This window comes from Variovorax stachyos, from assembly GCF_051400855.1.
Classification (GTDB): Bacteria; Pseudomonadota; Gammaproteobacteria; order Burkholderiales; family Burkholderiaceae_C; genus Variovorax.
On record NZ_JBLFFN010000002.1, the window covers coordinates 19125 to 33278 of the forward strand.

General features: G+C 68.6%; 15 protein-coding genes. 4 read left to right on the forward strand and 11 right to left on the reverse strand.

The window, feature by feature from the left end:
* Positions 1-89 precede the first annotated feature (89 nt).
* Positions 90-653, forward strand: a complete 564-nt coding sequence (locus ACMGEZ_RS03320) for a hypothetical protein (RefSeq protein WP_436820838.1) — start codon at positions 90-92, stop codon at positions 651-653.
* A 50-nt stretch (positions 654-703) separates the two neighbouring features.
* Here ACMGEZ_RS03320 and ACMGEZ_RS03325 read toward each other — a convergent pair whose 3' ends face one another.
* Positions 704-2884: a sodium-translocating pyrophosphatase gene (locus tag ACMGEZ_RS03325; RefSeq protein ID WP_436820839.1), complete on the reverse strand. Its 2181-nt coding sequence runs from the start codon at positions 2882-2884 to the stop codon at positions 704-706.
* Positions 2885-3137: 253 nt separating this feature from the next.
* On the opposite strand from ACMGEZ_RS03325, the gene ppa reads away from it, so the two are divergent.
* On the forward strand, positions 3138-3668 hold the full coding sequence (gene ppa, locus ACMGEZ_RS03330; protein WP_436820840.1) for an inorganic diphosphatase: 531 nt from the start codon (positions 3138-3140) through the stop codon (positions 3666-3668).
* 16 nt (positions 3669-3684) lie between these two features.
* On the opposite strand, the gene ACMGEZ_RS03335 is transcribed toward ppa, so the two are convergent.
* From ACMGEZ_RS03335 to ACMGEZ_RS03350, 4 genes are all read right to left on the reverse strand, one after another.
* Complete coding sequence (locus tag ACMGEZ_RS03335) at positions 3685-4719, reverse strand: L-idonate 5-dehydrogenase (protein ID WP_436820841.1); 1035 nt, start codon at positions 4717-4719, stop codon at positions 3685-3687.
* Between the two features lie 25 nt (positions 4720-4744).
* Positions 4745-5518 carry a glucose 1-dehydrogenase gene (locus ACMGEZ_RS03340; RefSeq protein WP_436820842.1) on the reverse strand — a complete coding sequence of 258 codons (774 nt, stop codon included), beginning with the start codon at positions 5516-5518 and terminating at the stop codon, positions 4745-4747.
* 84 nt (positions 5519-5602) lie between these two features.
* Positions 5603-6556, reverse strand: a complete 954-nt coding sequence (locus tag ACMGEZ_RS03345) for a Bug family tripartite tricarboxylate transporter substrate binding protein (RefSeq protein ID WP_436820843.1) — start codon at positions 6554-6556, stop codon at positions 5603-5605.
* The gene (locus ACMGEZ_RS03350) at positions 6553-8001 is read right to left on the reverse strand and encodes a M20 family metallopeptidase (protein WP_436820844.1); all 1449 of its coding nucleotides are present in this window, start codon (positions 7999-8001) and stop codon (positions 6553-6555) included. Before ACMGEZ_RS03350 ends, ACMGEZ_RS03345 begins: the two co-directional genes overlap by 4 nt.
* A 117-nt stretch (positions 8002-8118) precedes the next feature.
* On the opposite strand from ACMGEZ_RS03350, the gene ACMGEZ_RS03355 reads away from it, so the two are divergent.
* Positions 8119-9066, forward strand: coding sequence for a LysR family transcriptional regulator (locus ACMGEZ_RS03355; RefSeq protein WP_436820845.1), 948 nt, complete (start codon positions 8119-8121; stop codon positions 9064-9066).
* Here the strand turns inward: ACMGEZ_RS03355 and ACMGEZ_RS03360 are convergent.
* A complete protein-coding gene (locus tag ACMGEZ_RS03360) occupies positions 9054-10202 on the reverse strand; it encodes a GNAT family N-acetyltransferase (protein ID WP_436820846.1) in 1149 nt (382 codons plus the stop codon). The genes ACMGEZ_RS03355 and ACMGEZ_RS03360 overlap by 13 nt on opposite strands.
* A 10-nt stretch (positions 10203-10212) precedes the next feature.
* Complete coding sequence (locus tag ACMGEZ_RS03365; RefSeq protein ID WP_436820847.1) at positions 10213-11151, reverse strand: DMT family transporter; 939 nt, start codon at positions 11149-11151, stop codon at positions 10213-10215.
* Between the two features lie 228 nt (positions 11152-11379).
* On the opposite strand from ACMGEZ_RS03365, the gene ACMGEZ_RS03370 reads away from it, so the two are divergent.
* A complete protein-coding gene (locus tag ACMGEZ_RS03370; RefSeq protein ID WP_068683717.1) occupies positions 11380-11718 on the forward strand; it encodes a P-II family nitrogen regulator in 339 nt (112 codons plus the stop codon).
* 37 nt (positions 11719-11755) lie between these two features.
* On the opposite strand, the gene ACMGEZ_RS03375 is transcribed toward ACMGEZ_RS03370, so the two are convergent.
* Genes ACMGEZ_RS03375 through ACMGEZ_RS03390 form a run of 4 tightly spaced genes read right to left on the reverse strand, consistent with a single transcriptional unit; the run spans position 11756 to position 14128 of the window.
* Positions 11756-12346: an LOG family protein gene (locus tag ACMGEZ_RS03375; protein WP_436820848.1), complete on the reverse strand. Its 591-nt coding sequence runs from the start codon at positions 12344-12346 to the stop codon at positions 11756-11758.
* Between the two features lie 55 nt (positions 12347-12401).
* Positions 12402-12797 (reverse strand): diacylglycerol kinase, encoded by a 396-nt coding sequence (locus ACMGEZ_RS03380; RefSeq protein ID WP_436820849.1) that lies wholly within the window; start codon positions 12795-12797, stop codon positions 12402-12404.
* The gene (locus ACMGEZ_RS03385; protein ID WP_436820850.1) at positions 12794-13363 is read right to left on the reverse strand and encodes an RDD family protein; all 570 of its coding nucleotides are present in this window, start codon (positions 13361-13363) and stop codon (positions 12794-12796) included. The genes ACMGEZ_RS03380 and ACMGEZ_RS03385 overlap by 4 nt, the downstream gene beginning before the upstream one ends.
* Before the next feature lie 12 nt (positions 13364-13375).
* Positions 13376-14128 (reverse strand): DUF3106 domain-containing protein, encoded by a 753-nt coding sequence (locus ACMGEZ_RS03390; protein WP_436820851.1) that lies wholly within the window; start codon positions 14126-14128, stop codon positions 13376-13378.
* Positions 14129-14154 lie beyond the last annotated feature (26 nt).

The window sequence follows — 14154 nt, forward strand, 5'->3', positions numbered from 1 at the left end:
CTAATTCACGGTCGATAAATGAGTTCGCTTAAAACCATTCACTGCTATTGGTTGCGGCGCCTCCATGACAACGGAAAGGGCGGTCTGCGATGAGTCGGCCCGCCCGTCATGTCGTGATGCAGGTCGTCAAGCGTTCGGGTGGCGCCACGCACCACGTGGAGTTCACCATGGACGACAACTTCGCCGAGCGCCTGCGGCAATTGCGTTCCCTGGTCCCGCCGCTGACCGCGCTGAACCGCCAGCGGGACCTGGTCATCGACAAGGTGCGCGTGCGGCTGCCCACCGCCGTGTGGCGCCTGGGCGGCGAAACGGAAGCGGAGGTCGACGGCTCGTGCATCGTCATCGCCGCCGAGGGCTTCTTCAATTGCGGCGGCAAGGATCGCAAGACCAAGGAGAAGCTGGTCACCTACACCTTCCCGATTGCGCGCCTCATCGAACTGCACACCGAGCGGCCCGCCGGCGAAACCTTCTATATCCGCGACGGCATCTTCACCAACGACGAGCCCGCCGACTCAGCGGCCGGCCGCTGGGTCGCCTCGCTGCACGAAATGGAAGAGACGCGTCCGCCGGAGTCGCCGTCCGACTTCGACACGCTCCAGGGCGTGCCGCTGCGCACCGAGCAGGGCACGCTGCCAGCCCACGGCCTGAACTGAGGGCACCGGCGGCCAGTCGCCGCCCGTGCCCATCCACCCTTACTGAAGCTTCACTTCGACCCGGCAGCGGGTGCCACCGCCGGTGCCGACACGGGAGCCGGGGCGACCGCCGGGGCGACCGCCGGAGCGGGCGAGCTGGCGGGCGGGGTCATCGCGCCCGCGTCGCCGGTGTGGAACTTGACCACCAGCGGCACGATGAGCAGCGCCACGATGTTGATGATCTTGATCAGCGGATTCACCGCCGGCCCGGCCGTGTCCTTGTAGGGGTCGCCCACGGTGTCGCCGGTCACCGCGGCCTTGTGTGCCTCGGAGCCCTTGCCGCCGTGATTGCCGTCTTCGATGTACTTCTTGGCGTTGTCCCAGGCGCCGCCGCCGGTGCACATGGAGATGGCGACGAACAGGCCGGTGACGATGGTGCCCATCAGGAGCCCGCCCAGCGCCTTCGGCCCCAGCACCAGGCCGACCACGATCGGCACCACGACCGGCAGCAGGCTGGGGATCATCATCTCCTTGATGGCGGCGCCGGTCAGCATGCTCACGGCGCGGCCGTACTCGGGCTTGCCGGTGCCTTCCATGATGCCGGGGATCTCGCGGAACTGCCGGCGTACCTCCTCCACCACCGAGCCGGCTGCGCGGCCGACGGCCTCCATTGCCATGGCGCCGAACAGGTACGGAATGAGTCCGCCGATGAAGAGGCCCACGATCACCATCGGCTCGCTCAGGTTGAAGCTGATGGCCTGGCCGTAGGTCTCGAGCTTGTGGGTGTAGTCGGCGAACAGCACGAGCGAGGCCAGGCCGGCCGAGCCGATCGCGTAGCCCTTGGTCACGGCCTTGGTCGTGTTGCCCACCGCGTCCAGGGGGTCGGTGATGTCGCGCACGCTGGCCGGCATCTCCGACATCTCGGCAATGCCGCCGGCGTTGTCGGTGATCGGACCGTACGCGTCGAGCGCCACGACGATGCCCGCCATGCTCAGCATGGCCGTGGCCGCGACCGCGATGCCGTAGAGGCCACCGAGCCAGTATGAAGCCATGATCGCGATGCAGACGCAGAGCACCGGCCAGGCGGTGGAGCGCATCGACACGCCCAGGCCCGCGATGATGTTGGTGCCGTGGCCCGTGGTCGAAGCCTGCGCGATATGCCGCACCGGCGAGTACTGGGTGCCGGTGTAGAACTCGGTGATCCACACCAGCGCCGCCGTCAGCGCCAGGCCGACGAAGCACGCGCCGAAGAGCTTGAGCTGGCTGCCCGAGGCCGCGATGGCGTTGTCCGGGATGAGCCACTGCGTCACGAACCAGAAGGCGATCAGCGACAGGATGCCTGCCACCGCCAACCCCTTGTAGAGCGCCGGCATCACGTTGACCATGCCGGGTGAGGCGCGCACGAAGAAGCAGCCGATGATCGAGGCAATGATCGACACGGCCCCCAGCGCCAGCGGATACAGCACCGCGTTGACGGGCGCCGCAGCGACCATGAGCGCTCCCAGCACCATGGTCGCGATCAGCGTCACCGCGTAGGTCTCGAACAGGTCGGCCGCCATGCCGGCGCAGTCGCCGACGTTGTCGCCCACGTTGTCGGCGATCACGGCCGGATTGCGGGGATCGTCTTCGGGGATGCCGGCTTCGACCTTGCCCACGAGGTCGGCGCCGACGTCCGCGCCCTTGGTGAAGATGCCGCCGCCCAGCCGCGCGAAGATCGAGATGAGCGAGGAGCCGAAGGCGAAGCCGATCAGCGGATTGAGCAGGGTGGCCAGCTTGGTGTCGGGCGTCAGCTGCCCGTTGCCCGTGAGGAACCAGAAGAAGACCGTGACCCCCAGCAGTCCCAGCCCCACCACCAGCATGCCGGTGATGGCGCCGCCGCGAAAGGCGACATCGAGCGCCGGGCCAATGCCCTGCGTGGCGGCCTGCGCGGTGCGCACGTTCGCGCGCACGGAGACGTTCATGCCGATGAAGCCGCAGGCGCCCGAGAGCACGGCGCCGATGATGAAGCCGATCGCGGTGGTGGCGTCGAGGAAGACGCCGATCAGGATCGCGAGCACGATGCCCACGACCGCGATGGTGCGGTACTGCTTGGCCAGGTACGCCGCCGCGCCGGTCTGGATCGCGGCCGCGATTTCCTGCATTCGGGCGTTGCCCGGGTCCTTGGAAAGTATCCAGCTGCGCGCCCAGAAGCCATAGCCCACGGCCACGAGGCCGCAGACGATCGCGAGGACGAGAGGGGTGTTGCCGATCATGCCTTGCTTCTCCATTCGTTCGTTGTGACTTGTGGAGACGAAAGCACCAATCCCTGCGCGCAACGCGTACGGGTCAGTGCTTCCGCCGCGTTGCTTCCTCGAAGCCCCGTCGCCTGGAAAGGCGGGGGCCGATTGGCCAACGGGGCCAATTTACAGGCAAAAGTCTCGTTTGGTGCGACCGGCCCGTGACACGGAAAGTAAACTGCGGGTTTGTCCGAATCCCTCTAACACTTATCCACTACAAGACCGCTCTATGTCCCTCGGCCTAGTTTCTCCCGGCAAAGACGCCCCCGAAGCCTTCAACGTCATCATCGAGATCCCGATGAATGCAGATCCGATCAAATACGAGGTCGACAAGGAGTCGGGCGCGATCTTCGTCGATCGCTTCATGACGACGGCGATGCACTACCCGACCAATTACGGCTACGTGCCGCAGACGCTTTCGGGCGACGGCGATCCGGTGGACGTGCTGGTCATCACCCCCTGGGCGCTGGTGCCGGGCGTGGTCGTGCCCTGCCGGCCGATCGGCATCCTGATGATGGAAGACGAGGCTGGCGTCGACGGCAAGGTGCTCGCCGTGCCGACCGACAAGGTGCTGCCCATCTACAGCCACTGGAAGAAGGTCGAGGACGTGAACCCGATGCGCCTGAAGGCCATCACGCACTTCTTCGAGCACTACAAGGACCTGGAGCAGGGCAAGTGGGTCAAGGTGCTGGGCTGGGAAGGCATCGATGCTGCCAAGAAGGAAATCATGGACGGCATCGCGAACTACAAGAAGGGCTGACGCGCCCCCTTCGACCTCAATCGAAGTTGAGCAGGACCTTCATGGCCTGCGAACGATCGGCGGCCAGCGCGAAGGCGCGCGCCGAATCGCGGTAGGACAGCGTGGCCGAGATCAGCGGCTTCACGTCCACCAGCCCCTTGTTGAGCAGCTCCACCGCCACGGCGAACTCCTCGTGGAAACGGAAGGCGCCGCGCAGCTCGAACTCCTTGGCCACGATGGTGTTGATGGGCAGCGTCATCTCGCCGCCGAGCCCGAGCTGCACGATGATGCCGCGCGGGCGCAGCGCATCGAAGGCGCCGACCAGCGCGCGCTGGTTGCCGCTGGCTTCGAACAGCACGTCGAAGCTGCCCTTGTCCGCAGTGAAGCGCACGAGCCCATCAGGCTCCTCGGCCACGTTCACGACCTCGTCGGCCCCGACCTTCAGCGCCTTGCCCAGCGTGTGCGAGCCGACATCGGTGGCCACGATGTGCGTGGCGCCCGCGCGCCGCGCCGCGATGATGGCCAGGGCACCGATCGGCCCGCAGCCGGTGACCAGCACGCGCTTGCCCAAGAGCGGGCCCGCGCGGCGCACCGCATGCAACGCTACCGAGAGCGGCTCGGCCATCGAGCCCTCGCCATCGCTCACGCTGTCGGCCAGTCGGTGCGCCTGCCAGTGCTCCACCACGATCTGCTGGCGGAAGGCGCCCTGCACATGGGGCGTGCGCATTGCGCTGCCGTAGTAGCGCATGTCGAGGCAGTGGTTCTGCAGGCCTTGCTGGCAATAGCGGCACAGCCCGCAGGGGCGGCTCGGGCTGATGGCGACGCGCTCGCCGGGCGCGAAGCCGCCCGCGCCGGCAGCCACGGCCTCGATCACGCCGGCCACCTCGTGGCCGAGCACCATGGGCTCCTTGATGCGCACTGTGCCGAAGCCACCGTGCTGGTAGTAATGCAGGTCCGAGCCGCAGATGCCCCCGCAGCGCACGCGCACGCGCAGCTGCCCGGGCCCGAGCTCGGGCGTGGGGACGTTCTCGACCCGCAGGTCGCCGGGGGCGTGGATGACGAGTGCTTCCATGATGTGTGCTTCCTTGGGGCGGGGCTCAGAGGGTGGCGGTCACGCCGCCGTCCACATAGAGGACATGCCCGTTGACGAAGTTGGAGGCATCGCTGGAAAGGAACACCGCCGCGCCCACCAGGTCTTCCACATCGCCCCAGCGGCGCGAAGGCGTGCGCCCCACCAGCCAGGCGGTGAACTCGGGGTTCTTGACCAGCGCATCGGTCAGCTCGGTCTTGAAGTAGCCGGGGCCCAGGCCGTTGACCTGGATGCCGTGCGGGCCCCAGTCGATGGCCATGCCCTTGGTCAGCATCTTCACCGCTCCCTTGCTCGCGGTGTAGGGCGCGATGCCGGGGCGGCCCAACTCGCTCTGCACGGAGCAGATGTTGACGATCTTGCCGCGCCCGCGCGGGATCATCTGGCGCGCCACGGCCTTGCCGACCAGGAACACGCTGTCGAGGTTGGTCTTCATCAACTCGTGCCACTGCGCTTCCTCGAACTGGTCCAGCGGCGCGCGGCGCTGCATGCCGGCGTTGTTGACAAGGATATCGATGGGGCCGATCTCCGCCTCGATGCGCTCGATGGCCGCATTCACCGCCTGGCCGGAGGTCACGTCGAAGGCAGCGGTGAAGACGGTGGCGCCTTCTTCCCGCAGCCGTGCGGCGGCCTGCTCGAGCTTGTCGGCGCTGCGCGCGTTGAGGACCACGCGCGCGCCGGCGCCTGCGAGCCCGCGCGCCAGCGCGTAACCGATGCCGGCGCTGGAGCCGGTGATGAGCGCGGTGCGTCCGCCGAGGTCGAAGCTTTTGAGGACAGGGTTCAAGGCGCAGTCTCCATCAAGGGTTGGGGCGCGGCATGGCCGGGCATCGAAGTATCGCCTTGGAGCTGCTGCCCGCAGCCCCCTTGCTCACTCGGCGGCAATGCCCGCGCGGTGCGCCAGCGCCCGATAGCGCGAGATCTCCGACTCCATCGTGCTGCGGAAGGGCGCCGCGCCGATCATCACGGGCTCCATGCCTTGGGCGCGGAACTGGTCCTGCAGTGCTTTGTCTGCCACTGCTGCACCGACTGCGGCCGCGAGCTTCTGCAGCACCGGCGCCGGCGTGCCGGCGGGCGCGGCCAAGCCGTACCAGGCGTCGAAGGTGGCGTCGGGCAGCTTGAGCTCCGTCATCGTCGGCACCTCCGGCAGCATGCTTGAGCGCGTCTTGCCCACGACGGCCAGGGCGCGCAGCTTGCCGGTGCGCACGTGCGGCGCGACTGCGGCCACGGTGTCGATGGCCATCTCGATCTCGCCGCCGATCAGCGCGACGGTGCTCTGGCTGCTGCCCCTGTAGGGCACGTCCTGGAGCTTCACGCCAACTGCCATCGCGAACAGTTCGCCGGCGAGGTGTGGGCCGGAGCCGCTGCCGAACGTGGCATAGCGGATGCCCTGGGGCCTGGCCTTGGCGGCCTCGGCCAGCTCCGCCACGCTGCGCCACGGCGAGCCGGCGTTCACGACCAGCACCAGCGGGGCCTTGGCGATGATGGCCACCGGCGCGAGGTCCTTCATCGGGTCGTACGGCAGGCGCGCTCGCAGCGCCGCGTTCACGCTGTAGGTGGTGGAGCCCGACACCAGCAGCGTGTAGCCGTCCGGCGGCGACTTGGCGACCGCGTCGGCGCCGGGCTTGTTCTCGATCACCACGACCTGCCCCAGTTTTTCCGCGAGCTTCTGGCCCAGACTGCGCGCCACGATGTCGGTTCCGCCGCCGGGCGGAAAGGGCACGACCAGCTTGACCGGCTTCGCCGGCCAGGCGTCGCTGGCCTGCGCAAGGCCGCTGGCGGCAAGAAGGGCGATGGCGGCGAGGAGATGGACGAAGGGCTTCATGCGGACTCGGCTTTCAGGGACGAGGAGGAGTTGGTGGTGATGGAAGACGCGGCGTGCCAGGGCGTGCTCGCCGCCGCGTCGCCGAGGTCCCAGTACAGGCCGGCCATGATCTGCAGGCCTTCGCGGGCCAGCGGTGCCAGCAGGTGTTCATTGGGCGCGTGCTGCGCGCAGGCCGGATAGGAATGGGGCACCCAGAGCGTGGGCAGGCCCAGCAGATCCGCGAAGACGTCGTTGGGCAGAGAGCCGGCGAGGTTCGGCAGGGTGTCGGGCCGCAGGCCCGTGCTCGCCTCGATCGACCGCTGCGCCCAGCCGACCCATGGGTTGTCGAGGTCCAGGCGCGTCGCCGCCCCTTCGAGCGTGACCTGCACTTCGACCTGGTCGAATCCGTGCGCATCGAGGTGCGCGCGCACGATCGAGGCGAGGTCTTGCCAGGGCGTGCCCGCCACGAAGCGCAGCTGGCAGTGCGCCACCGCCTCGCCCGGAATCGCGTTCACCGGCCGCTGCGCCGAGCCCGCGCCGAGGGCGAGCACCTCGATGGTGTTCCAGGCCATCAGGCGCTCCGCCGGGCTCAGCCCGGGTTCGCCCCAGCCGGCGTCGAGCGCAGGATCGTCGGCGCCGCCGCCGACCTCGATGCTCGCCAGTGCCTGGCGTACCGAAGCAGGGATGTCCCGCGGCCGCAGCGCGTCGACCTGGATACGGCCCTTCGCATCCACCAGCGTCGCCACGGCGTGGCTCAGCACCGTGGCCGGGTTCGCGAGCACGCCGCCCCAGTTTCCCGAGTGATAGCCGCGCGTCCGCGCACGCAGCCTGAGGCTGAAGTTGACCGCGCCGCGCGAACCGAGGAAGAGCGTGGGCCGCCGCGCGTTAACACGCGGGCCGTCGCAGGCGATCAGGAGGTCGGCGCGCAGCTTGTCGGCATGCAGGGCGCAGACTTCGTGCAGGCCGGGCGAGGCCGCCTCCTCGCCCATCTCGAGCAGCAGCGTCACGTTGTAGCCGAGCCTGCCGCCGCGCGCGCGGATCGCTTCCGCCAGCGCGCCGAGGTTGATGGTGTGCTGGCCCTTGTTGTCGGCGGTCCCGCGGCCGTACCAGCGCTCGCCCTCGACCGTGAGCGTCCAGGGGGCGAGACCCTCGCGCCATTGCGCGTCCTGGCCGCTCACCACATCGCCGTGGCCATAGCTCAGCACCGTGGGAAGCCCGGGGTCTTCGATGCGGCGCGCGATCAGGAAGGGGCCGCCGCCCGGCGCCGGGTTGTCGATCAGCTCGCAGTCGAAGCCGAGCTGCGCCAGCGGCGGGCCGATCTCGTCACGCAGATAGGCGCCGAGCGCGGGCGTCGCGACACCGGTGTCGCTCTCGGTGCGAAAGGCGATGCGCCGTCGCAGGTCGTCGAGGAAGCGGCCGTCGTCGAAATAGGCGGCGGCTGCGGAGAGGCAGTCGTGGCGTTGCATGGGTCTCGTGTTCCTGGTGATGGCGCAGACGCAAGTAAAAGGCCTGATCGGCATTGCGGGAACCACTGATTTCGCAAGCTACCATTGCCTTCAAGGCAACGCTGGCAAGGGCTTCCCATGGCGACTTCCATCCTCAGCATCCCCATGCGCTACTTCATGGAGGTGGCGACTCGCGGCTCGGTGAGCCAGGCGGCGGCCCACCTCTACGTCGCGTCCTCGGCGGTGAGCCGACAGATCGCCAAGCTGAAGGACTCGCTGCAGACGCCGCTGTTCGAGCGCAAGGCGCGCGGCATGGCGCTCACCCAGGCCGGCGAGCGGCTGGCCGCGCATCTGCGGACGACGCAGGCGGACACCGAGCAAGTGATCGAGCAGGTGCGCGGCATCGGCGGCCGGGAGGCCAGCCGCGTGCGCGTGGCCTGCACCGAGGGTTTTGCGGTGGGCTTCATGCCGGAGGTGATGCGCGGTTTCCGCGCAGCGCATGCCCAGAGCCGGATGCAGGTGCACGTCGGCGCGCCGGACGAGGTCAGCGAGCTGCTCGCCCGCGGCGACGTGGACCTCGCGCTCAAGTACGCGGTCGCGCCCGAGCGCGGCTTTCGCATCGAGCACTCGGCACCTGCACCGGTGTTCGCGGTGATGGCGCCGGACCACCCGCTGGCGCGGCGGCGGGCGGTGAGCGTGGCCGAGGTGGTGGGCTATCCGCTGGCCGTGGGAAGCCGGGGCGTCACCGCGCGTCAGCTTTTCGACCTGAGCTGCAGCGTGCAGGGCCTGAGTTACGAGCCAGCCTTCGTCAGCAACTTTTCATCGGTTCTGCTGCCGTTGGTGCGCACGCCGGAAATCGTGCTGTCTGGCCACCTCACGGCCGTTCACCTGATCGAGAACGGCACCCTGGTCGCGCGGCCTTTCGTGGAGGCGCAGATGCAGCAGCGGCGGCTGCAACTGCTGTCGCTCGAGGGGCGCACGCTGGCGCCGCTGACGCGTGCACTGGTGCAGCAGCTCGCCGCTGCCATTGCCGGCGGCAGCCGGCGCCGGCTCGGGCGTGCGCGGGCGGCGGCCTATTCGGCGTGACGGAAGGGGCTGCGTTCTCCCAGGTGGTCGATGTAGTTCGCGATTCCCTCGTCCTCGCGTTGCAGGAAACGCTCCACCGCGTCGGCGAAGGCGGGGTGGGCCAGCCAGTGGGCGCTGGTGGTCTTCACCGGCATCAGCGCGCGCGCCATCTTGTGCTCGCCCTGTGCGCCGCCCTCGAAGCGCTGAACGCCGTGCTCGATGCACCAGGCGAGCGGCTGGTAGTAGCAGGCCTCGAAGTGCAGGCAGTCCACGCGCTCGAGCGCGCCCCAGTAGCGGCCGTAGGCCACCGAGGTGTCGGCAGACAGGGCGATCAGGCTGCTGGCGATGGGCTTGCCGCCGCGCTCCGCGATGAACAGCAGCCAGGCCTCAGGCATGTGCTCAGCCATGCGGCCGAAGAACTCGGGCTTCAAATAGGGCGGGTTGCCGTGCTCGCGGTAAGTGCGGGCATAGCAGCGATAGAAGAAGTCCCAGTCGGCCTCGCGGATGTCGGCGCCGCGCGACCAGCGGAAGCGCACGCCGGCGTCGTGCACCTTGCGGCGCTCCTGGCGGATCTTCTTGCGCTTGTCGTGGGAAAGGCTGGCGAGGAAGGCGTCGAAGTCCTTCCAATGGGCGTTCTTCCAATGGAATTGAACGGTGTGTCGCAGCATCAATCCGGCATCGGCGCAGGCCTCGATGTCCTCGTCGGCACCGAAGAGCAGGTGCACCGAGGAAAGTTCTTCCTGCTTGCACCAGGCGAGCAGCGCCTGCACCAGCAAGGCGCGGCTGGCGGCGTCGCGGGCCAGCAGGCGCGTTCCCGGAACCGGGGTGAAGGGTACCGCCACCACGGCCTTCGGGTAGTAGGCGAGCCCATGCTGCTGGTAGGCGTTGGCCCAGGCCCAGTCGAACACGTACTCGCCGTAGGAGTGGCCCTTGAGGTACATCGGACAGGCTGCCGCCAGCTCGCGGCCGCGCCACACCGTCAGGAAGCGCGGCGCCCAGCCGCTCTCGGGCGCGGCGCTGTCGCTCTGCTCCAGGGCGTCCAGGTAGGCATGGCGCATGAAGGGGGAGGGCGCGGCCTGCGCGGCCAGCAAGCTGTCCCAGGCGGCGGCGTCGATCTCGGAGACGGCGCCATGGATGCGGACGACGAAGTCGGTCAAGGGCTCCCCATCAGCGGCCGCGCGGACCGGTCGTCTCGGCGATGTAGATGCCGCCCAATACCAGGGCCAGCGCTACCGCATGGTAGAGCGACAGCGCCTCGCCGAGCACGAGCACCGCGAGCAGCGGCCCGAAGATCGGCACCAGGTTGAGGAAGACACCCGCCCGCGCCGGACCGATCAGCCCGACGGCGTGGATGAAGGTGACCTGCGAGACGAAAGAGGGCAGCAGCCCGACGAACAGCACCAGCGCCCAGCCCGTGGGCGTGGGCACGAAGAAATCGCCCATGGCGACCTCTGCCACGAGGAGCGGCACCGACACCAGGCAGGCCACCGCCGCGGTCGCAGCGAAAAAGACGACGGCCGGCACGTCGGGCCGCCGGCGCAGGCCCAGCGCATAGGCGGTGTAGAGGATGCAGGCCACGATCATCCAGACGTCGCCGATGTTGAAGCCGAGCTCGGCCAGCAGCGCCGGGTGACCGCGCGAGGCCACCACGACGATGCCCGCGAGCGTCAACGCCACGCCCACCAGCTGCAGCCCGCCGACGCGGGTGCGAAAGAAGAGCAGGCTGCCCAGCAGCACCAGCACTGGAATGGTGCCCTGGATGATCGCGATGTTGATGGCCGTCGTGTGATGCGCCGCGGCGTAGAACAGGGCGTTGAAGCCGGTGAAACCCAAGGTGCCCATCACCGTGATGAAGCGCCAGGAGGGCAGCAGGCTGCGCCAGTGCAGGGCGATCTGCCGGCGCGCGCACAGGCCCAGCGCGATGCAGCAGACGATCCAGCGCGAGAAGGTCAGCATCATCGGCGAGACCTCGCCCACGGCCAGGCGGGCGGCGACCGCATTGGCGCCCCAGATCAGCGTCGTGAACACCAGCAGCACATAGGCTTGGTTGTAGAGCCAGGGGAAGAACGAGGAGAAAAGGCCGGTGGAGGAGGAACCAGAGCGCATGGCCTGCCGAGCGTAGCAGCCCCCGCGATCGTTGGCGCGGCGCCCTTCCCAAGCCTTCGGCGCAGGAAGGCAAATGACATAATCTTTTCGACTCGCTCGCCCCTGGCACGCTACATGCAGGATGACGAAGGCATCGTGGGCATCGGGTACGCCGTCGCCGCTTCGGCGCTGATTGGCGCTACCCTATCGCAAGCAAGTTCAACGAAATCGCCGAAGGAAAGAGACCCTATGAAGCAGATCACTGCCATCGTCAAACCGTTCAAGCTCGACGACGTGCGCGAGGCGCTGGCGGAAGTCGGGGTCACGGGGCTCACTGTCACCGAGGTCAAGGGCTTCGGCCGACAAAAGGGGCACACCGAGCTCTACCGCGGTGCCGAATATGTGGTCGACTTCCTGCCGAAGATGAAGGTCGAGGTGGTCGTCAACGAAGCCGACCTGGACCGCTGTGTCGATGCCATCGTCGCCGCCGCGCGCACCGGCAAGATCGGCGACGGCAAGATCTTCGTGACCAACGTCGAACGGGTGGTGCGCATCCGCACCGGCGAGGAAGACGAAGCCGCCGTCTAGGCGGCGCTCGGAGCCGAAGCCGCCGTGTATGCGGCGCTCAGAGCACTTCGGCGAGCTTGTCGCCGCGCGGGTGGCGGCCTGCCTCCACAACCAGCGCGTCGAGCAGGGCGGCGGCGTCGTTGCCCGAACGAATCAAGCCCATCTGCCATTCGCCCATGAAGCCCTCGCGAACGCTGTGGGACAGGAAGTCGAGCAGGCCTCCGTAGTAGCCCGCCACATCGAGGATGCCGACCGGCTTGTCGTGGTAGCCGAGCTGACGCCAGGTCCAGATCTCGAACAGTTCCTCGAAGGTCCCGATGCCGCCCGGCAGGGCGATGAAGGCATCGGCACGCTCTCCCATCATGGCCTTGCGCTCGTGCATGGTGTCGACCACGTGCAACTCGTCGCACAGGGGGTTGGCGAGTTCCTTGTCGACCAGCGCCTTCGGGATGATGCCGACCACGCGTCCGCCGCTGGTGCGCGTCGCCTCCGCCACCAGGCCCATCAGGCCGGTGCGGCCGCCGCCGTAGACGAGCTGGCCGCCGCGTTCGCCGATCCAGCGGCCGACCGTCTGGGCCGCCGCCGGGAATTCCTGCCGCTCGCCGGGGCGCGAACCGCAATACACGCAAATCGAAAAAGAAGGGGTCATCCCCCGATCATGCCGCCATCGAATGACGCTCGGCTTGCATCGGAGGCTGCTCGCGCTAGCCCGAAAAGCGGTGCCACAACGCGGCGAGCCAGACGCTGCAACACAGGAGGATGGACAGCAGCACCGCGGCGCTGCCCACGTCCTTGGCGTTCTTGGAGAAGGAGTGCCATTCCGGGCCCACGCGGTCGATGGCCGCCTCTATGCCGGTGTTGAGCAGCTCGACGACCATCACCAGGATCACCACCGCCGCGAGCAGCGCGGTTTCGACCCAGGTCCGGCCGACCCAGAAGGCGGCCGGCACCATGACAATGGCGCACAGCACTTCCTGGCGGAAGGCGGCCTCGCCCCAGCCGGCTCGGAAGCCGTCGAGCGAAATGAGGGTTGCGTGCCAGATGCGGTCCAGGCCGCGTCGCGACTTCTGTGGATTGACGGGGTTGTCGACGGTGCTCATCTACGGCTCAGCGGTTTGGAGGGGATCAGGCGGGTGCCGGCCCAGGCGTCGTGCCAGAACTGGCGTTCTGGATGAAAGCGCGAGAGTAGCGCCCAGACGATCACCCAGCCGAAAATCAGTACAGCGGATTCGCCACCGCCCAGCCGGAAAGGCGCTATGGCGGCCAGCGGCGGCAGGAACCAGACCCAGGAGAGCAGATAACGCAGCAACGCGCGCCCTTGCGTGACCGGGCGGCCGAGCCGGTCGACCACGCGGATGCCCCAGGTCTTCATGGCCAGGGTCTGCCCCTTGGACCAGAACCAGACGAAGTAGACGCCGAACACGACGAACAGGAACGCCTGCAGCAGGTGCCGGCGCGAATCCATGGCGTCGCGCATCTGGCCCAGCGTGCTGAACAGCCAGCCTGCGACGAACACCACGGCGAACAGCAGCATGCCCTCGTACAGCCAGCAAGCCATGCGCCGCCACAGGCCTGGTGCGCTCAGTTCGGGGGGAATCGGGGGAGCGGAGGGATCAGGAGAGGCCGTGCCGCGGGCACCGGCGCTGTCGGAGGAACTGGAAGCCATCGGCAGCTTGTATCACGGCGCGGCAGGGGGCTGATCGGTGGTGCGTACCGGAGAGGTGGCCGAGGCCGAGGCATCCGCCGGGGCGGCCGGCGGGGAGGGTGCTGGCACCTGCGCCTCTGCGGTGATCGGCGGGCCGGCTGTCGGGACCGGCGAACGGGTCACCGCCGCAGCCGCGGGAGGCAGGCGTGCGGGGAACGGCTGCGACATGGACGTCGGCGGCGCCAGCTGAATACGCGGGGTGTGTTGCGCGTCGGGGGCCGCAGCGGGCAACTGGACCAGCTTCTGGGCCGGCACCGGCCGGATCGACACTGCGGCTCCCGGGCGGGGCTTGGCCCGCGCGGCCAGCTCGCGCTTTTCTTCCTCGCTGAGCGCCTGGTAGGCCTCCCACTTGGCCTTGCGTTCGTCGACCGGAACCTGCTTCACCTCGGCGAAGTTGAAGCGAGCCTGAGAGCGTTGCTGGTTGCTCAGGGTGGCCCACTCGGTCATCCGGCTGTGGAGGATTTCCTGCTCGGCCGGCGACAGCCTGGCGTAGTTGCGCGAAAGGGCCAGCCATTTGCGCTTGTGAGGTTCGGTCAGGCTGTCCCACTGCAGCGCGAGCGGCTCCAGGGCGCGCTGCTGACGGGCGCTCAGGTCGCGCCACAACGGCTTGGATGGGGTTGCGGGCTTCGGCGCGGCGGACGAGGTCGTCGCGCCTGTGCCCTGGGTCGGGACCTGGGCGCCGGCGGGCTCCACCGCCGTGCCTGCGAGCGCGAACACCAGCAGCACGCACGCTCCTCCGACCGCGCCCGGCA